Source organism: Arthrobacter oryzae (assembly GCF_037911235.1).
In the GTDB taxonomy this organism is placed as follows: domain Bacteria; phylum Actinomycetota; class Actinomycetes; order Actinomycetales; family Micrococcaceae; genus Arthrobacter; species Arthrobacter oryzae_E.
The window spans coordinates 118202-136947 of sequence record NZ_JBBLYW010000010.1; the positions used below are offsets into that span (position 1 = coordinate 118202).

Genomic DNA, 18746 nt, shown 5'->3' on the forward strand with positions numbered 1-18746 from the left:
CAGGAATTCAGAACGAATGTCACATTCAGGTCACGGCATGTCACAGCAATGCGAGAGCGGCCCATCGTTTGGATCAGAGCCAGCCGGTTCGTTTGGATCAGAGCCAGCCGGTGGGGTCAACGACTTCGCCGTTGACCATGACTTCAAAATGGAGGTGGCAGCCGGTGGAGGCGCCGGTGGTCCCGCTGAGCGCTACGAGGTCGCCACGGGCCACCTTCTGCCCCACCTGGACGCTGGAGGACGACAGGTGGTTGTACGTGGTTTCCAGGCCGTTGCCATGGTCAATCACCACGCGGTTTCCGCCGCCGTAGGGGTGCCAGCCCGAGAAGGTCACCGTTCCGCTGGCTGCGGCGAGGACGCTCGTGCCGCACTGGGCGGCAAAGTCCTGGCCGCGGTGGAACTCGCCGGAACCGCCCGTGATGGGGCTGACCCGGAAGCCGAAGGGCGAGGCCGAAACCATTTGTTCCAGCGGAGCTCCGAGGCTGCCGGCGGAGGCCGCACGGGTGATGGTTCCCGCTGACTGCGCGCTCAGGAGCTGCTTGAGCTTGCCGTCGGGATCGCCCTTGGTGGCAACGTAGGTCCGGTTGAAGTCGATTTTGGCACCTGCAGCAGCGGAAACTTCCGGCTGCGGCGCGACCGATGCGGTGGCGGCAGCGTTTCCGGCGTCAGCCGTGGACATCGCGGGGCCGGTGGACGGGACGGTCACAGTGAGGACCAGTCCGGTGGCGGCGAGCGCAATGCCTGCCTTCTGGCCCACACCGCTCGCCGAAGCGAACTCCGTTACCTGGCTGAACAGGCTGCGGCGCCGGCGCGCATCACGGTGTGCATCGCGCGGCCTGACCGTCATGACGGCTTCGGCCACTGGGTACTCCGAAGCGGGACCGGTCGCCCTGCGGCGGCCCCTGACGGTCTGCGTGGTCAAGAATTATCCTCTCTGGATAGCCTGCGAAGTTAGCTGTCGGATTCGGGTCAGAGAGATCAAAGACCCGGCCCGCCACTGCAAGGCATCCGACACAGGGGTGTCCCCTAAGGAATCCTTCGTCGGAGATGGCTTGCCGCTGACGGACTTCACCCCAAGGCCGTTTTTCAACGGCCGGTTGTGGTTCCCCCGCCTCTGCCAGGAGGTAATTCGTACGCTGATCCGCTGGCAGAGCTCGGCTACGGATCAGGTAACGCTTTAGTATCGGCGCTAGTCGTCAACTATAGGCGATTAACCAGCGCGGTAATAATTTCGTTATCTGCGTCTCAGGCAGTTGTAGGTGGTCCTACGAGGTGGGCGGTCAGCTCACCGTAACAAATACGTGGGCCGCGACTTCGGGCGGCAACTCAAGGGCCCCCTCGATCTCCGGTACCCGTACCGAGATGTACTCCCCCACGCGTTCCAGGGCGAGGGACGCCCCCGGCCTGATGCCGCCCTCATCGAGCTGCACCAGTAGTTCGGGTTCAACCTGGATCGGTTCGGCCAGCCTGCTCACGATAACGCGCGAGTCAGCCCCATACCCGACCATGGCATCCAGGAGGTTCACCACGCCGTCAGTGAACGCGGGCGACGGCTGGCCGCCGAGAGCAGCCAACCCGGGAATGGGATTGCCGTAGGGGGAAACCGTGGGGTGGTCCAGGAGTTCGAAGATGCGCCGCTCGACGCGTTCGCTCATGACGTGTTCCCACCGGCATGCTTCGTCGTGGACGTACGCCCAGTCGAGGCCGATCACGTCGGCAAGGAGCCGCTCCGCGAGGCGGTGTTTGCGCATGACTTCAGTGGCCCGTTTCCGGCCCGTTTCGGTGAGCTCAAGGTGGCGGTCGCCCGAAACAACCACCAGGCCGTCACGCTCCATCCGGCCGATGGTTTGCGAAACAGTGGGGCCGGAGTGGCGCAGCCGTTCGGCAATCCGGGCGCGGAGAGCAACGATGTTCTCTTCCTCAAGCTCCAAGATTGTCCGAAGATACATCTCCGTGGTGTCGATCAGATCCGTCATCCAGCTCAGCTCCTCGAGCACAGTCCTTGCGTCAGGGACAAGCTTAACCTATTTTGAATTACTCCGGATAATCTTCCGGCTCCCGCACCGAACAGCCGCCCCGGTGAACTGCCCCGTCGGTGAGCTGCGCCTCCGGGACCGGACCATGTCTCAGTGACTGGACTATGACGGATGCCGTTCCTTCCCCCGCAGGCGCGTCAGGCAGAATATAGGGGATTCCACCTGCAGTACTCCGTGCACTGCCGGGCCCTCCGCGTCCACGCCGAAAAATTGGAGCCAATGTGAGCGACACCAGCATCACTATCCCCGCCAACCTCCTGCCCAAGGACGGGCGGTTCGGCGCCGGGCCTTCAAAGGTCCGTCCCGAACAGATAGAAGCATTGTCTGCCGCATCTGCCACGCTTCTGGGAACTTCGCACCGCCAGGCACCCGTCAAGAATCTTGTGGGCTCCGTCCGCAACGGCCTCAGCGAATTCTTCCGCGCCCCGGAAGGCTACGAAGTCATCCTCGGCGTGGGCGGTTCCACCGCGTTCTGGGACATTGCGGCGTTCGGACTCGTGGACAGCAAGGCCCAGCACCTCTCCTTCGGCGAGTTCGGCTCCAAGTTCGCCTCTGCCACCAACAAGGCTCCGTTCCTGGACGCGTCCTCGATCATCAAGGCAGAGCCGGGGACCCGACCCGACGCCGTGGCGGAAGCGGGCGTTGACGTCTACGCCTGGCCGCAGAATGAGACGTCCACGGGCGTAGCTGCTCCGGTGAAACGGGTTGCCGGGGCGGATGAAGGCTCGCTGGTGCTGGTGGATGCCACTTCGGCCGCCGGCGGCCTCGACGTCGACGTGTCCGAAGCTGACGTGTACTACTTTGCCCCGCAGAAGAACTTCGCTTCCGACGGCGGCCTGTGGCTGGGCCTCTTCTCCCCCGCCGCCTTGGAGCGTGCCGCGCGGATCAAGGCCAGCGGCCGGTGGATCCCCGATTTCCTGGACCTGCAGACTGCCATCGACAATTCCCGGCTCAACCAGACCTACAACACCCCGGCACTGGCCACGCTGGTGACCCTGGACGCGCAGGTCCAGTGGCTGAACGCCAGCGGCGGCCTCGATTTTGCCGCTGCCCGCACCGCCGATTCGGCCGGACGCATCTACTCCTGGGCAGAGGCGTCCGAATACGCCACCCCGTTTGTTGCCAAGGCCGAAGACCGTTCCAACGTGATCGCGACCATCGACTTCGACGACTCGATTGACGCAGCGGCCATCGCGAAGGTCCTCCGCGCCAACGGGATCGTGGACACTGAGCCGTACCGCAAGCTGGGACGCAACCAGCTGCGCATCGCCACTTTCGTGGCGATCGATCCGGACGACGTGTCCGCTCTCCTGTCCAGCATCGACTATGTGGTGGGCGAACTGCAGAAGTAGAGAATCTGGCGCTGACGCGCTAGCGTTCGACGGCGTCGTCCGGGCTTTGGTCCCGGACGGCGCCTTCTTCTTTCGGTTTCTTTCCTTCGGCTGTGCCCCCGGCGCTTCCTGCAGCGTTGCCCGGGTGGTTGGAACCACCGGTTACCACGAGGAAATAGCGCAGGCCCCGGGCACGGCGGTTGAATGCCAGCCTCAGCTGCCGGGCACGGATGATCCACACGATGCCGATCAGCGCGGCCAGCAGCCCCGACGCGGCTGCCACGGACATGGACCAGCGGGGCCCGGCGACATTGGCCACCCACCCCACCAGCGGGGCGCCGATCGGTGTTCCGCCCATGAAGATGGCCATGTACAGGGCCATCACCCTGCCCCGCATCACCGGGTCGGTGGTGGTCTGTACGTAGCCGTTGGCGCTGGTCATCATCGTGATGGCAAAAAGCCCCACGGGCACCAACGCCACCCCGAACCAGAAGTAGTTCGGCGCCAAAGCCGCCAGCCCGGACGTGACGCCGAACGCGCCGGCTGCCCCGAAGATGATCCGAAGCCGGGGCTTGCTCCGCCCGGCGGACAGCAGCGCCCCGGCTACGGAGCCGATGGCCATGATGGAGTTCATCAACCCGAAGGCGCTGGCATCCAGCCCGAATTCCGTGCCCACCATGGCTGCTATGAAGAGGACGAAGTTCAGCCCGAGGGTGCCCACAATGAAGACGGCCACGAGCACCACCACGATGTCCGGGCGGAAGCGCACATAACGCAGTCCCTCACGGATCCGCCCCTTGCCCGGAGCCGCGCGGGGAAGGACGCGCAGGGACGAAACAGGGATCTTCCAGAGGCTGAACAGGAGCGCCAGGAATGTGAAGGTGTTGATCAGGAACACCCACCCCGGACCGACCGCCACCGTCAGCACGCCGGCCACAGCGGGACCGATCATCCTGGCTACGTTGAAGGAGGCACTGTTGAGCGCCACCGCATTCGGCAGGTAGTCGTCCCGCACCAGCTCCGAGACGAAGGTTTGCCGGACGGGGGCGTCAAGGGCGGAAACAAGGCCCAGCAACAGGGCAAAGGCGTAGACATGCCAGAGCTGACCGGCGCCCGAAACCACCAGGAGACCGAGGCCGGTGCTCAGCAGCGCCATGGTGGACTGGGTCATCAGCAGGAGGTGCCGGCGGTTGAAGCGGTCCGCCAGTAGTCCGGCCACGGGTGCCAGGAACAGCTGCGGACCCAGCTGCAGGGCCATGGTGATGCCCATTGCCCCGGCGTCGTGGTCTGTCAGGTGGTCAAAGACCAGCCAGTCCTGGGCGGTGCGCTGCATCCAGGTCCCGATGTTGGAGATCAGGGCGCCAACGAACCAGAGGCGGTAGTTGAGGATTTGCAGGGACTTGAAGGTGGACATCATCTCCGGCCTCCGTGGTGCCTAGTCCCGCATGGTTCCAACTGGCTAGTCAGCCTCGCGGCTGGAGTCGGGGTGTTCCTCATCCTCCGGGGCGTCGGCGTCGTCGGAAACGTCATCGTCATCGGAAGCGGCGGCGCCGTCGTCCGAAACGGCAACGTCGTCTTCGAAGGCCGCCAGGGCGGCGTCCGCGACGTCGGCGTCCGCAGCATGTGCGTCGCCGTCAGCTTCGTTTTCCTGGGCGTCCTCGGGGCGCACCCGTTCAGCCCACGGCACCCACTCGGGCGCAAGGATGGAATCCGCGGAGGGCAGCAGGCCGAGCTCGTTTACCGTGATGACCTTGGAACGGGAGTTACGCGTCATCACCGCGTACCATTGCCATCCCTGGTAACCGGCCAGCCTGGACTCAAAGAGGTGCGTGACAACACGGTCCCCCTCGCTCTTCGCGGCCAGATGCTGTCCGATCTGTTCGGCCGGGGCGATGCCCTCAATTGCCTCCCGGGCAAGGTCCACGGCCGCAGCGAGCACTGCGTCCGGTTTGCCGGTTCGCCACACAGGCACGCCGGCACGCGGCTTTGAAGCCGGTTTGGGTACGCCCTGGTCAGGTTGGGAAGTCATGCGGATGCCTAGGCGTCCAGCTCGTCGGCAACCTTACGGAGGGCAGCGGCGATCGCCTTGGCCTTGTTGCCTTCCGGGTACTTGCCGGCGGACAGCGTTCCGGACAGGTTGTCCAGCACGGTCACCAGGTCCTGGACGAGGGGTGCCAGGTCCTTGGCGCTGGGCCGCTTCGCCTTGGCAATGGACGGTGTCTTGTCCAGTACGCGCAGGCCGAGGGCCTGGGCTCCCTTCCGGCCGTCAGCCACGCCAAACTCCACCCGGGTGCCGGCCTTGAGCTCCGTTACGCCCTCAGGCAGGGCGGACTTGGGCAGGAACACTTCCTGACCGTCCTCACCTGCGAGGAATCCGAAGCCTTTTTCCTTGTCATACCACTTGACCTTGCCGGTAGGCACGTAATCAACCTTCTTCGTTCTGGACTTCCTGAGACACGGCCGGCGGCCACCGCATCCGCATTGATATGCGGGTTCAGGGTATGACTGCCTGGACCATGTTGGTCTGTATCTTCAAGGTTATCCTGCCGGGACCCGGATTCCTGCTTTGCGGCACGGGCACAGCCGGGCTGTTAGCGTTACTTCCATGACACCCTCGCGCTACCGGCGGCCACTGATGATGGTTGCGGCGGTCACTGCTGTCCTTTCGCTGGTTGCCGTGGGCACCGTCATGGCCATAGCCTTTGCCGGCGGCGCGGCCCCGGTGTGGGTGACGTCCCTCGCCCTGTACGGCCTGCCGCTGGCATTCCTGCTGATGATCTTCCTGGTGATCGACGGCGTCGCGGCCCGACGCCGGGCAGGAAAGTCCGGCGGGCGGTAACGTTGGACTGATGTCCCTTATTCGCGCGCTCAGCAAGGAACTGGAGGAACGCAGCGACGACTCGTTGCGGGCCCTGTTCTCCGCGCGGCCGGACCTTGTCTCACCCCACGTTCCGGACTTTGCGGCCCTCGCCGCCCGAGCCAGCGCGAGGGTCAGCGTGCAACGGGCACTGGAGCGGCTGAACCGGCCACAGATGCAGGTGCTGGAGACCCTCTACCTCTGCACTAACACGGACACAGCCCACTCCGCTTCGGCTGCGGGACTGAAGAAGCTGATCCGCGGCGCTTCCCTGTCCGCCGTCGAACGGATCCTGCACTCCCTGGAAGAGCTGGCCCTCGTGCACCGTGCCGAGCCCCCGCATGGTGCCGCGCTGCCGTCCGGCCCCCGCCAGCGGTTCTACCTTCCCGTGGGCAGCCTGCGTGACGTTGTGGGAATCTACCCGGCAGGACTGGGCCGGAGCTACACGGAACTGGTCCGGCTGCAGCCGGCGTTCGCCCAGCGCGTGGTGCAACTGGTGGGCGAGCTGCACCACAGCGGAGCCAGCATCCATCCCGCCGCCACACCCATGGACGCGGCCTTGTCGCTGCAACACTGGACGGCCACTCCGGAGGCCCTGCAGCAGATCCTCGCCACCGCACCCGAACGCACCACGGCGCTCCTGGCACGCTTCGGGAACTGGGCCATGGGGGCGGTTCCGCAGGCGCAGCGGCGGGCGTCGGTCCTCAGCGAAGGTTCCGACGTCGGCCCTGTTGACTGGCTCCTGGCCAGGGGCCTGCTGGTCCCGCTGGACGCCGCACATGTGGAACTGCCCCACAGTGTGGGGATCGCCCTCCGCGGCGGCGCAGTCATCGAGGACTTCACCACGACTCCCCCGGTGCCCAGGCTTGGCCAGACCACGGCGGCGCTGCGGCGCAATGCCGCCCTGGGCGCCATCGCCGAAACCCTCCGCCTGACAGGTGAACTCCTCTACAGCGTGCGCGAGCAGCCGCTAGTCACATTGCGCAGCGGCGGCGTCGGAGTCCGCGAGATGAAGCGGCTTGCCGACTCGCTCCGAATCGAACTGAACCGCGCCAGCCTGCTGGTCGAGCTCTGCGCCCTGGCCGGCCTGATCCGGCTGGACGTTGACAGCTCCGCCTGGGTCCAGCCGGATCAGCTGGAGTGGGTGACGCTGCCGCGCCAGGAACAGTGGCTCTGGCTCGTGAATGCGTGGCTAGCCAGTGAACGCGCGCCGTCACTGGTGGGCCTGCCCGTCACGGGTCCCGGTGCGGGGCCGGCCCCGCACCGTGCAGCTGCCGGCACCACCATCAACGCCCTCTCCGCCGAAGCCCAGCGGCCGGACGCACCAGTGGTACGGAAGCGGATCCTGGAGATCCTCAACGAACTGACCCTCGAGGCCGAAGAGGCGGACGGCAAGGCGCCGGTGCTGGACGCTGCGGCAGTGCTTCAACGGGCTGAATGGGCCCAGCCCCGGATGGCCAGGCGCTTCAGTTCGCTGATCCGGGGGGTCCTTGCCGAAGCGGAAATGCTCGGCCTCATCGGTTCTGGCGCGCTCAGCCAGCTGGGTTCGGCCATTGCCGCGGAGCGGCCTGATGAGGCGCTGGACATCCTCGGAGAACATCTGCCGGCTGCCGTCAACCACGTGTTGCTTCAGGCCGATCTCACCGCCGTGGCGCCCGGCTACCTGGCGCCCGAGCTGAGTGAAAAACTCCTCATGATGGCCGACGCCGAAGGCCAGGGCCCCGCCACTATCTACCGCTTCTCAGTGGCATCGGTCCGTCGTGCCCTCGACGCCGGCCACGATGCCGCCAGCGTGCTGGGTTTCCTGCGCGAGCACTCGGCCACGGCTGTGCCGCAGCCGCTCGAATACCTCGTGGAGGACACCGCGGCGCGGCACGGCAGGCTGCGGGTGGGCGTGGCCTCCAGCTTCATCCAGAGCGATGACGAAGATGCCCTGCTGGAACTGGTCAAGGAATCCAGTGCATCAGCGCTGGGGCTGGTCCGCATCGCTCCCACCGTCCTCATCTCCCGCGCGGGCACCAAGGAAACCGCGCAGGTCCTGCGGGCACTGGGTTTGTCACCGGCGGTCGAGGAGCCTGAGTCAGCACTCATCCGGCTGCGCCGGACAACGGCCGTTCCGGGAAGCGGACGCCCCGTGTACAGTGCGCCGCGGACTGCGCCGGCGGAGGCCGACGTCGACGCGCAGCTGGCCATTCTACGCAGCCATGCGGACACCCACGGCGCGCACGCCAACGGCGGCCACCGCCCGCCGTCGGGAGCCGCCGGAGAGGAAGCAACACAGCTGGGGCTCGAGACCCTGCAAAAGGCCATCCGGCTCCGACAGGCTGTGGTGATGAACGTTGTGGACAGCCAGGGGAATTCCAGCAGGGAAACGGTTGTTCCGGTTTCTGTGAACGGCGGACGGGTCAGGGTCTTCGACCCCGCCCGCGAAACCGAACGCGTGCTCTCCATCCACCGGATCATCGACATTGAGGCGGAAGAGGAATTCCAGCAGTGAACAGCACCCCAGGTATCCGCGGCATCAGGGCTTTGGCACCGTGAGCGACGGCCCCCTGATCGTCCAGAGCGACAAAACAATCCTGCTCGAGGTGGACCATGAACAGGCAACGGAAGCCAGGCACGCCATCGCCGCCTTCGCCGAACTTGAGCGCGCGCCGGAACACGTGCACAGCTACCGGCTCACTCCGCTGGGACTCTGGAACGCCCGCGCCGCCGGGCTGGATGCGGAACGGGTTCTCGACACCCTGCTGAAGTATTCGCGCTTCCCGGTACCGCATTCCCTGCTGATCGACATCGAAGAAACGATGTCGCGGTACGGCAGGCTGCGGCTGGAAAAGGACCCGCAGCACGGACTGGTGATGCGGACCAGTGACTACCCCGTCCTCGAGGAAGTCTCCCGTGCCAAGAAAATCCAGCCGCTGCTGGGGCCGCGCATCGACGGCGAGACCGTGGTGGTCCATTCCTCACAGCGGGGCCAACTGAAGCAGCTGCTCCTTAAGATCGGCTGGCCGGCCGAAGACCTTGCCGGCTACGTGGACGGGACGCCGCATCCCATCATGCTCGACGAATCCGGCTGGAAGCTGCGGCCTTACCAGAAACTGGCCACGGAGAACTTCTGGGCCGGCGGCAGCGGCGTCGTCGTACTTCCCTGCGGTGCAGGCAAAACGCTGGTGGGCGCGGCGGCCATGGCCACGAGCTCCACCACAACGCTGATCCTGGTGACCAACACCGTGTCCGCCCGGCAGTGGAAGGACGAGCTGGTCAAGCGGACCTCGCTGACGGCAGACGACATCGGCGAGTACTCCGGCTCGGTGAAGGAAGTCCGCCCGGTCACCATTGCGACGTACCAGGTGCTGACCACCAAACGCGGCGGGCTGTACCCCCATCTGGAGCTGGTGGACGGCCACGACTGGGGCCTGATCATCTACGACGAAGTCCACCTGCTGCCGGCGCCGATCTTCCGGATGACGGCAGACCTGCAGGCACGGCGGCGGCTCGGGCTGACAGCCACCCTGGTGCGGGAGGACGGCCGCGAAGGCGAAGTCTTCAGCCTGATCGGCCCGAAGCGGTACGACGCCCCTTGGAAGGACATCGAGGCCCAGGGCTACATTGCGCCGGCGGACTGCGTGGAGGTCAGGGTGGACCTTCCGCACGACGAACGCGTTGCCTACGCCATGGCGGAGGACGCGGACAAATACCGGCTGTGCGCCACCTCCGAAACAAAGACAGCGGTGGTGGAACAACTGGTGGAACAGCACCGGGGTGAGCAACTCCTGGTCATCGGCCAGTACATTGACCAGCTCGACGAACTGGGTGAACGGCTCCAGGCCCCGGTGATCAAGGGTGACACGTCCGTCAAGGAACGCCAGAGGCTGTTCGAGGCGTTCCGGGCGGGCGAGGTGCAGACCCTGGTGGTTTCCAAGGTGGCGAACTTCTCCATTGATCTTCCGGAAGCGTCGGTGGCCATCCAGGTGTCCGGTTCGTTTGGTTCCCGGCAGGAGGAGGCGCAACGGCTGGGCCGCCTGCTGCGCCCCAAGCAGGACGGCCGCGCCGCGCGGTTCTATTCACTGGTGGCCCGGGACACGCTCGATCAGGACTTCGCGGCGAAGCGCCAGCGGTTCCTGGCCGAACAGGGGTACGCCTACCGGATCATGGATGCCAAGGACGTCGGACGGAATCCCACGGCGACGTGAGCGGTTGGCAGCGATGCTCCGTCAGCTGATCCCCCGCGATCCGTCCCGTTCAGTAGTTCCCGTCCGCGGGTCAAACTGTGGAGCCTGGTAGGCGAGTTCGCCGCCGCTGCGTCCGCCGAAAGGACGCCCGTGATCTGCGAATTCTTCCCGGAAGTAGGCCAGGCACCACTGTCCCATCTGGATCCGGGCGCCGGTTCTGAGGACGGATTCTCCTGTAGACGCGACGCTTCCGGTGACTTTCCCATGCGGCACCAGGACGTACTCGTCGTCAGCGTTGTGGACTATTTCAGCGTGGAGCCCCTCCAGCCCGGCAAGCTGGACGTCCGAGGATGCGTCACTGCCGATCCTGACGATCTCCGTACTCAAGGTGAATTCACGTGGAACCTGGCCGTTCCAGCTGGCCGAGTCCTGTACGAAGATCAGCCGTGGCCTGCCGCTCCCCCGGGTGTGGTGGGTTGTGGTGACGCGACGGACGATGCTCCGCCTGACTGTCGGCATCAATGGCAGCGGAGTCTGCGGAGGCAGCAATGAGAATCCCCGCGCGGAGCGCCGTCCGCGCCTCAGAAGCGGCGCCAACGCACCGAGCTTTCCCAGTTTGATGTGGGGAGATCGAGTGATGAGCCGCTGCGATGCCGGGCTCGTGACGGCGCCGAGGCTCACGATGTGGCCCTCGGGACCGTCAACGACAACGGTCAGCCCCCGGTCCGCGAGGGTTTTCGCCAGCGGACGGATGTCCTCCAGCGACGGCATCCCGCTGGAATTGAACGGTTCCAGGCCGTCCACGGCGAAGCGTATTTCGCTGCCGCCGGCCGTGGCCGTTCCCCGCGTTAACGCTCCGGACTCATCGGTAAATGAGAAGTCCAGATCCATGTCGAGGCGGAATCCGTTCACGACGGGTTCAGCTCCGGCTCTCGTCTGACCCCGAGGCGTCGTTGTCACTGGTGGTCACCCGAAGGCTGCCATTAAGCTTCCAGGTGGCCCGCGGTGCGTCCGGGCCGATGTCCCGCGGAACCTCGACTGTCATGTCGATGAAGTTGTAATTGATTGCAGCGCCCTTGCCTGTCAGGTAGGACCACATTTCCTCTGCCAGGTCCGCCCAGTCGCGGATGCTTCGGTCGGATGTGCCGGTGGTCTCAGGCGCCTGTATTTCCGTCATGGTGATAGATCCCCTTCATTGGGTGCCGCATGAACGATTTGTGCCGAATCCTCTGGATCCAGTGGCCCAACTCTAGTACTGGCCGGTAGCCGGGGAAACCCTTCGCGGCACGAACGAATTATCCGCGGAAAGGGTTCCCCGCGCGTCGTTCCGTCGCGGCCAGCTGGTCCAGGCTTAGGCATTGCCCGGGAAAAGTGCCGGGTCCATCCATGGGACACTCATCTTTCATTCAGAAAACTCCCAGATTCTGGGAGCATCATGGGAGGTATGAAAAAGAACGGTCCCGAAGCCAAGCTGCTGGTCGTCGATGATGAACCGAACATCCGCGAGCTGCTCTCCACCTCGTTGAGGTTCGCAGGCTTCGAGGTGGTCTCGGCCGGCAACGGACGCGACGCCCTCGCTGCCGCGGAGCTGCATTCCCCGGACCTTGCCGTCCTCGACGTCATGCTTCCGGACATGGATGGTTTCACGGTGACCCGCCGCCTGCGCGCCTCCGGCAAGCACTTCCCCGTCCTGTTCCTTACGGCCAAGGACGACACCGAGGACAAGGTCACCGGGCTCACCGTCGGCGGAGACGACTATGTCACCAAGCCTTTCAGCCTGGACGAGGTGGTGGCCCGGATCCGCGCCGTGCTGCGGCGCACCCAGCCCCTCCTTGACGACGACGCCGTGATCCGGGTGGACGACCTCGAACTCGACGACGACGCGCATGAAGTGCGCCGCGGGGGCACCGTCATTGAGCTCTCCCCCACCGAGTTCAAGCTCCTGCGCTACCTGATGCTCAACCCGAACCGGGTCCTCTCCAAGGCCCAGATCCTGGACCACGTCTGGGAATACGACTTCAACGGCGACGCGTCCATCGTGGAGTCCTACATCTCCTACCTGCGGCGCAAGGTGGACATCGACCCCGATGCCCCGGCACTGATCCAGACCAAGCGCGGGGTGGGCTACGTACTCCGGACAGCCGAGAAGCGCTGACCTTGCTGCAGCGTTGGAAGTCGGCCTCACTGCGTTCCCAGCTCGTGGCCATCATGATGGCATTGATGCTGGTGGCACTCGCCGTGACCGGTTCCGGCACCCTGACACTCCTGCACAGCTATCTCCAGGGGCAGGTTGACGACAAGCTCAAAGTCGCCGTCAATTCCGTCAAGCAGCAGCAGTCCTTCAGCCAGCTGCTGCAGCAGAATCCGAACATCCCGACGGATTATTCACTCATGCTCCTGCGTCCGGACCAGGAGGCGTTCCCGTTCGGCGGCAGCAAGGACTCCCACCCGGACATCGACAGCCTGTCACCGGCAGAAGCCAACAGGCTCGACCTGGCCCCCTTCCAGGTCCGGGGTACCGACGGGCGCAACTGGCGCGTCGTGGCGCTGAACGTACTGGACGGCAACCAGCGCAATGCCGTCGTCATCATCGGCCTGCCGCTGGCCCCTGTGGACTCCGTCGTGGAACACGCATCGCTGGTGGTCATCGGCGTGGGTTTCCTCACCCTTGTGCTGGCCTTCTTCATCGCCACCTGGACGGTGTCCAGGTCCTTCCGGCCGTTGGCGCGCGTGGAGAAGACCGCGGCGGCCATCGCCGCCGGTGACCTTTCGCGCCGCGTCGATGTTGAGAACCCTGCCACGGAAGTGGGCCGGCTCGGCGGATCGCTCAATGCAATGCTCAGCCACATCGAGTCAGCCTTCGCGGCCCGGATGGCCTCCGAAGAGCGGATGCGACGCTTTGCCGCCGACGCCTCCCACGAGCTGCGCACTCCCCTTGTGACGATCCGGGGCTTCTCCGAGCTGTACCGCCAGGGTGCGCTGACCAAGGAAGAGGACGTGGCCACGGCCATGGGACGGATTGAGAGCGAGGCCAAACGGATGGGCTCCATGGTGGAGGACCTCCTGCTCCTCGCCCGGCTGGATGAGCAGCGCCCGCTGCAGCAGAAACCCGTGGATCTCCTGCTCCTCGCCAATGACGCCGTGGTGGACACCCAGGCCAGTGACCGGGACCGGCAGATTTCGCTGACAGGACTCAACGGCGGGTCGCCGTCTCCGGCCCCGGTGCTGGGCGATGAGGCAAAGCTGCGCCAGGTGGTGGGCAACCTGATGGGCAATGCCCTCCGCTACACCGCCGCAGGGACACCCATCGAGATAGCCGTCGGAGTGCGGACCGGGGATGCCGGCCAACGATCCTCCGTCATCGAAGTACGGGATCACGGTGCAGGGATCCCGGAGGACGAGGCGGCCAGGATCTTTGAGCGCTTTTACCGGGCGGACACGTCGCGGACCCGCGAAACGGGCGGCAGCGGCCTTGGCCTTGCCATCGTGGCTGCCATCGTGGCATCGCACTCGGGCTCTGTCCGGGTGCTCTCCACCGACGGCGGCGGCGCCACCATGGTGGTCAGCCTTCCGTTTCAGGATGAGAGGGCAGACTTTGCGGTCAATAAGCACGACGGCGACGGCGGCGAAGTTGTCCACATATAGAAGCCGGCCGTGGCGCGGGTTTCGGACCGGTTCCTAGGCTCGACGTAGCGGCTTGAACAGGCAGGCCGCCCCGCAAGCTTTGAACAAGCTGCGAACAGCGTCGAAGGGCAATAACCATGAGCATCATCTCAGTTGATACCGAACTGCTCCAGCTCAAATCAGCCAACGTCAAGGCCACCGTTGACCGCATCAGCGCGGACGTCCAGGCCATGAAGAGGGGTCTCGACGAGCTGCAGGGCACGTGGCGCGGATCGGCGGCCACCAACTTCCAGGGGCTCATCACGGAGTGGACCCTCACCCAGGGAAAAGTGGAGGCCTCCCTCGCTTCCATCAACATGGCCCTCGCCTCGGCAGCCGCCACGTACGCCCAGGCGGAACAGGGCAATACGCAGCGGTTCAGCGGCTGAGCAGCCTAGGCCTCCGGCGTTCCCTGGTGGAAGCGCAGGCGCCACCGGGTGCCGTCGAGCACCCAGAGCGAACTGCGGAGCGCGGATCCCGTCCGATCTTTGCTGCGGTAGGTCAGCAGCACTGCTTCAGGCCCCACCCGGTCCGCCCCGATGATTTCCAGTTCAACTGCCGCGCCCGGGTTCTCCTCAAGTGCCATCATCATTGAGTCCCGCGTCCAGAGCCGCCCCGAGCTGCCGATTTCAGTAAACTCCGGGTGCAGCAGGACACCCGTCCGGCCAAGGTCGGCCCGGGTCTCCGGGCTCAGCAGCTCCCGTTCCAGCGCCTCAACCACTGCCTCGGGAGCTGCTTCCGGCCCTGCCGGAGCCGCGAAGGGGTCCATGTCCAGTTCGCTGAAAAGGTCCGGCTCGGTGAAGAGGTCCGGCTGGCTGCGGCTTCCCGCCATCGTGAACGTTTCCTTCCGCTCCGGCGCCTTGGCAGCGGCAGCCGAGGGGGCACTGTCCCCGCGGACAAAACCCGGCCCTGACCGCACCGCGATGCCCTGCTGGTAGGCAGTGGCCGCAGCCCGCGCGCGATCGTCGGCAGCCTCGTTCAAATCATGTCCCGCATGGCCGCGGACCCACTCAAACCGGTACTTGCGCCCGCTCAATGCCTGGTCGATCTCCCGCAGGATCTCCACGTTCAGGACAGGCTTGCCGTCGGCCTTCCGCCAGCCCTTGCGTTTCCATCCGGGCATCCACTTGGTGACCGAGTTGATGACGTACTGGCTGTCGCACAGAATATGCAGCTCTTCCTCCGGAAGGTGCGCCGTGCACCGGAAGAGGTCAAGCACGGCCATCAGCTCGCCCTGGTTATTGGTGCCGTGCGGCCAGCCGCCCGCCCGCCAGCAATCGTCGTTCACGTACCAGGCCCATCCGGCCGGGCCGGGGTTTCCTAAAGCCGAACCGTCGGCTGCTGCAGTAATCGTCACCGCACTATCCTGCCAGACCGGCCAGACATTGTGGTTTGCCTTGTCCGCGGCAATGCTGTCCCCGGCTCGCGGGAAAACGCTTGCCAGGAATCGTTGACACCCGGAAAGGGCGCGTGCAAGAATCGGAACTCCCAGCCAGAAAACGTTTTCTCATCGGGGTTCCCTGGCACTTTTGCACCCTGTGGCGCCGCTTCCGCCGTGCCACACCATTCCACCGGCTGTACATAGGAAGGCGTATCAATGAAGATCTCGTCCGGAAGCAGGCTACGACTGAAGATTGGAGCCACCGCCGCTGCCCTCGCACTGCTGGTCACGGGGTGCGGGGCGTCAGCTGGCTCCGGCGGCGACAAGGAAGTCACCTTGACCTTTGCGTGGTGGGGCAACGAATACCTCAATGCCCAGACCCAGAAGGTCATTGACGCGTTCGAGGCGGAGCACCCGAATATCAAGATCAAGGCCGCGCCCGGGGAATGGGGAGGGTACTGGGACAAACTGGCAACCACCACAGCGGCCAACGATGCGCCGGACGTGATCCAGATGGACCAGAAGTACATTGCCGAGTACGGAGGCCGCGGCGCCCTTCTTGACCTGGCCAAGCAAGACGGGATCGACCTTTCGAAAATGGACAAGGAGCAGCTCGCCTCCGGCCAGTACGATGACGCCCAGTACGGCCTCAGCACCGGCAAGAACGCCTACGTTATCATGGCCAACACGAAGGTGTTCGAGGCCGCCAACGTCCCGATGCCAGACGACGCCACCTGGACCTGGGACGACTTCAACGAAATCGCCGCGAAGCTCACGGAGTCGGGCGGGGGCAGCACGTACGGCGCCGCCTACGGCAGCAACGAAGCCGACCTCATCATCTGGCTTCGGCAGCACGGCGAAAACCTGTATTCGCAGGACGGCAAGCTGGACTTCAGCACGGGGACGGCGGCGTCGTTTTGGGAGCGGCTGAAAAAGCAGCGCGATTCGAAAGCGAGCCCGCCGGCTAGCGTCGCCACCGAGGACGCCGGAGCGGGACTGGAAGAGAGCCTGTTCGGAACCAACCGGATTGGCATGGCGTGGTGGTGGACCAACCAGCTCGGCTCCCTGGAAACCACCACGGGAAGCAGCATCAGGATGCTTCGTGCCCCGAGCATGGACGGGCAGGCGGCAGGCAACGGCATGTATTACAAGCCGACAATGTTCTGGTCGGCGTCTTCGAGGTCGAAGAACCCGGAGGCGGCCGCAACGTTCATCAACTATCTGGCAAACAGCCCCGCGGCAGGTGCTATCTTAATGACCGATCGCGGCATCCCTGCGAACTCTGAAGTTCTGGCGGACATCACGCCCAAGCTCAAAGCGGCTGACACCACTGTGGTCGGCTTCCTCCAGGCCATCAAACCCGACATGGCCGAGGCGCCTCCCGTGCCGCCGGTAGGGTCGGGCAGTGTGCAGAACGTCATCAAACGCTACACGGACGAGGTCCTCTACGACCGCAAGTCGCCTCCCGCCGCCGCGGAGGAGTTCAAAAAGGAGGTCGAAGGGATGCTGGCCTCCGCCCGCAAATAGTCCCGGAGCCCTCGCTACTACAAAAAAAGTGCGGCCCCCTCGATTCGAGGGAGCCGCACTTTTGTGCGTCAGGCGCGGTTGGGAGGGTTAGAACCCGCCCATGCCGCCCATCTCGTCGCCGCCACCCATGGCCGGAGCGTTCTTCTCCGGCTTGTCGGCCACTACGGCCTCGGTGGTGAGGAACAGGCCCGCGATGGAAGCAGCGTTCTGCAGTGCAGAGCGCGTGACCTTCACGGGGTCGTTGATGCCGGCAGCCAGCAGGTCAACGTACTGTCCGGTTGCGGCGTTCAGGCCGTGACCGGCAGGCAGGCCGCGGACCTTGTCCACAACAACGCCCGGCTCGAGGCCGGCGTTGAAGGCGATCTGCTTCAGCGGTGCGTCAATGGCAACGCGGACGATGTTGGCGCCCGTTGCTTCGTCGCCTTCGAGCTGCAGGTTGGCGAATGCCTTGGCGCCGGCCTGGATCAGGGCAACGCCGCCACCGGCGACGATGCCCTCTTCAACGGCAGCCTTCGCGTTGCGGACAGCGTCCTCAATGCGGTGCTTGCGTTCCTTGAGCTCAACTTCCGTAGCGGCACCGGCCTTGATGACTGCAACGCCGCCGGCCAGCTTGGCCAGGCGCTCCTGCAGCTTCTCGCGGTCGTAGTCGGAATCGGAGTTCTCGATCTCGGCGCGGATCTGGGAAACGCGGCCGGCGATCTGGTCGGCGTCGCCTGCACCCTCGACGATGGTGGTCTCGTCCTTGGTGACAACAACCTTGCGTGCCCTGCCCAGGAGTTCAAGGCCGGCGGTCTCAAGCTTGAGGCCGACTTCCTCGGAGATGACCTGGCCGCCGGTGAGGATGGCGATGTCAGCGAGCTGCGCCTTGCGGCGGTCGCCGAAACCCGGAGCCTTGACGGCGACGGACTTGAAGGTGCCGCGGATCTTGTTGACGATCAGGGTGGCCAGGGCCTCGCCCTCGATGTCTTCGGCAATGATCAGCAGCGGCTTGCTGGACTGCATGACCTTTTCGAGGACAGCAACCAGTTCCTTGACGTTGGAGATCTTCGAGTTGACGATCAGGATGTACGGATCCTCGAGGACCGTTTCCTGGCGCTCAGCATCGGTGACGAAGTAAGCGGAGATGTAGCCCTTGTCGAAGCGCATGCCTTCGGTGAGCTCAAGCTCGAGTCCGAAGGTGTTGGACTCCTCGACGGTGATGACACCTTCCTTTCCGACCTTGTCCAGCGCCTCAGCGATCAGCGCGCCGATTTCGTCGTCACCGGCGGAGATGGATGCCGTGGCAGCGATCTCTTCCTTGGTTTCGATTTCCTTGGCGGACGCGAGCAGTTCGGTGGTGACGGCTTCAACAGCCTTCTCGATGCCGCGCTTCAGGGACAGCGGGTCAGCGCCGGCCGCGACGTTGCGCAGGCCTTCCTTGACCAGGGCCTGTGCGAGCACGGTTGCCGTGGTGGTGCCGTCGCCAGCGACGTCGTCCGTCTTCTTGGCAACTTCCTTGACCAGCTCAGCGCCGATCTTCTCGTAGGGATCGTCCAGCTCGATCTCCTTGGCGATGGAAACACCATCGTTGGTGATCGTGGGGGCGCCCCACTTCTTTTCGAGGACGACGTTGCGTCCACGCGGGCCGAGGGTGACCTTGACGGCGTCGGCGAGGATGTTCAGGCCCCGCTCAAGACCGCGGCGTGCCTCTTCATCAAATGCAATGATCTTGGCCATAACGGCAGTAGTCCTTTCGGGACAGTCGTTAAGAATGAACCTTCGCTGCGGTGCCCGCGACGG

Annotated in this window: 17 protein-coding genes and 1 riboswitch; of the genes, 8 read left to right on the forward strand and 9 right to left on the reverse strand. The window is 65.0% G+C overall.

The window, feature by feature from the left end; translation table 11 throughout:
- Positions 1 to 97: 97 nt before the first annotated feature.
- Positions 98 to 922: a M23 family metallopeptidase gene (locus WMN78_RS03535; protein WP_340532060.1), complete on the reverse strand. Its 825-nt coding sequence runs from the start codon at positions 920 to 922 to the stop codon at positions 98 to 100.
- A gap of 3 nt (positions 923 to 925) precedes the next feature.
- Positions 926 to 1141, reverse strand: a riboswitch (cyclic di-AMP (ydaO/yuaA leader).
- A gap of 139 nt (positions 1142 to 1280) precedes the next feature.
- Entirely contained in the window at positions 1281 to 1976 is a 696-nt protein-coding gene (locus tag WMN78_RS03540) for a metal-dependent transcriptional regulator (protein WP_340532061.1), read from the reverse strand.
- A gap of 281 nt (positions 1977 to 2257) precedes the next feature.
- Here WMN78_RS03540 and serC point away from each other — a divergent pair, with 281 nt between their 5' ends.
- On the forward strand, positions 2258 to 3388 hold the full coding sequence (gene serC, locus WMN78_RS03545; RefSeq protein ID WP_340532063.1) for a phosphoserine transaminase: 1131 nt from the start codon (positions 2258 to 2260) through the stop codon (positions 3386 to 3388).
- Positions 3389 to 3407: 19 nt separating this feature from the next.
- Here the strand turns inward: serC and WMN78_RS03550 are convergent, their stop codons facing one another.
- From WMN78_RS03550 to WMN78_RS03560, 3 genes are read right to left on the reverse strand one after another with little or no spacing between them, the layout of a single operon-like run.
- A complete protein-coding gene (locus WMN78_RS03550; protein WP_340532145.1) occupies positions 3408 to 4781 on the reverse strand; it encodes an MFS transporter in 1374 nt (457 codons plus the stop codon).
- Positions 4782 to 4826: 45 nt separating this feature from the next.
- Positions 4827 to 5396, reverse strand: a complete 570-nt coding sequence (locus WMN78_RS03555) for a DUF3027 domain-containing protein (RefSeq protein ID WP_340532065.1) — start codon at positions 5394 to 5396, stop codon at positions 4827 to 4829.
- 8 nt (positions 5397 to 5404) lie between these two features.
- Positions 5405 to 5788, reverse strand: a complete 384-nt coding sequence (locus tag WMN78_RS03560; RefSeq protein WP_011690655.1) for a cold-shock protein — start codon at positions 5786 to 5788, stop codon at positions 5405 to 5407.
- Positions 5789 to 5972: 184 nt separating this feature from the next.
- Between WMN78_RS03560 and WMN78_RS03565 the strand changes: the two genes are divergently transcribed.
- From WMN78_RS03565 to WMN78_RS03575, 3 genes are read left to right on the forward strand one after another with little or no spacing between them, the layout of a single operon-like run.
- On the forward strand, positions 5973 to 6206 hold the full coding sequence (locus WMN78_RS03565) for a hypothetical protein (protein WP_340532069.1): 234 nt from the start codon (positions 5973 to 5975) through the stop codon (positions 6204 to 6206).
- 10 nt (positions 6207 to 6216) lie between these two features.
- Positions 6217 to 8721 (forward strand): helicase-associated domain-containing protein, encoded by a 2505-nt coding sequence (locus WMN78_RS03570; RefSeq protein ID WP_340532071.1) that lies wholly within the window; start codon positions 6217 to 6219, stop codon positions 8719 to 8721.
- Positions 8722 to 8761: 40 nt separating this feature from the next.
- Positions 8762 to 10417, forward strand: a complete 1656-nt coding sequence (locus tag WMN78_RS03575) for a DNA repair helicase XPB (RefSeq protein WP_340532072.1) — start codon at positions 8762 to 8764, stop codon at positions 10415 to 10417.
- Between the two features lie 21 nt (positions 10418 to 10438).
- Here the strand turns inward: WMN78_RS03575 and WMN78_RS03580 are convergent, their stop codons facing one another.
- Together WMN78_RS03580 and WMN78_RS03585 are read right to left on the reverse strand one after the other, a co-directional pair.
- Positions 10439 to 11308 (reverse strand): FHA domain-containing protein, encoded by an 870-nt coding sequence (locus WMN78_RS03580; RefSeq protein ID WP_340532073.1) that lies wholly within the window; start codon positions 11306 to 11308, stop codon positions 10439 to 10441.
- Positions 11309 to 11315: 7 nt separating this feature from the next.
- The gene (locus tag WMN78_RS03585) at positions 11316 to 11573 is read right to left on the reverse strand and encodes a hypothetical protein (protein WP_340532075.1); all 258 of its coding nucleotides are present in this window, start codon (positions 11571 to 11573) and stop codon (positions 11316 to 11318) included.
- A 267-nt stretch (positions 11574 to 11840) separates the two neighbouring features.
- On the opposite strand from WMN78_RS03585, the gene WMN78_RS03590 reads away from it, so the two are divergent.
- The 3 genes from WMN78_RS03590 (at position 11841) to WMN78_RS03600 (ending at position 14448) form a co-directional block, all read left to right on the forward strand.
- Positions 11841 to 12551, forward strand: coding sequence for a response regulator transcription factor (locus WMN78_RS03590; RefSeq protein WP_340532077.1), 711 nt, complete (start codon positions 11841 to 11843; stop codon positions 12549 to 12551).
- Between the two features lie 2 nt (positions 12552 to 12553).
- Positions 12554 to 14041 (forward strand): HAMP domain-containing sensor histidine kinase, encoded by a 1488-nt coding sequence (locus tag WMN78_RS03595; protein WP_340532079.1) that lies wholly within the window; start codon positions 12554 to 12556, stop codon positions 14039 to 14041.
- Positions 14042 to 14157: 116 nt separating this feature from the next.
- Positions 14158 to 14448 (forward strand): WXG100 family type VII secretion target, encoded by a 291-nt coding sequence (locus WMN78_RS03600; protein WP_305939842.1) that lies wholly within the window; start codon positions 14158 to 14160, stop codon positions 14446 to 14448.
- Positions 14449 to 14453: 5 nt separating this feature from the next.
- On the opposite strand, the gene WMN78_RS03605 is transcribed toward WMN78_RS03600, so the two are convergent.
- Entirely contained in the window at positions 14454 to 15416 is a 963-nt protein-coding gene (locus WMN78_RS03605; RefSeq protein ID WP_340532083.1) for a ribonuclease HI family protein, read from the reverse strand.
- Between the two features lie 240 nt (positions 15417 to 15656).
- On the opposite strand from WMN78_RS03605, the gene WMN78_RS03610 reads away from it, so the two are divergent.
- Positions 15657 to 16967: an ABC transporter substrate-binding protein gene (locus WMN78_RS03610; RefSeq protein ID WP_340532084.1), complete on the forward strand. Its 1311-nt coding sequence runs from the start codon at positions 15657 to 15659 to the stop codon at positions 16965 to 16967.
- 87 nt (positions 16968 to 17054) lie between these two features.
- Here WMN78_RS03610 and groL read toward each other — a convergent pair whose 3' ends face one another.
- A complete protein-coding gene (groL, locus tag WMN78_RS03615; protein ID WP_305939839.1) occupies positions 17055 to 18683 on the reverse strand; it encodes a chaperonin GroEL in 1629 nt (542 codons plus the stop codon).
- Positions 18684 to 18746 lie beyond the last annotated feature (63 nt).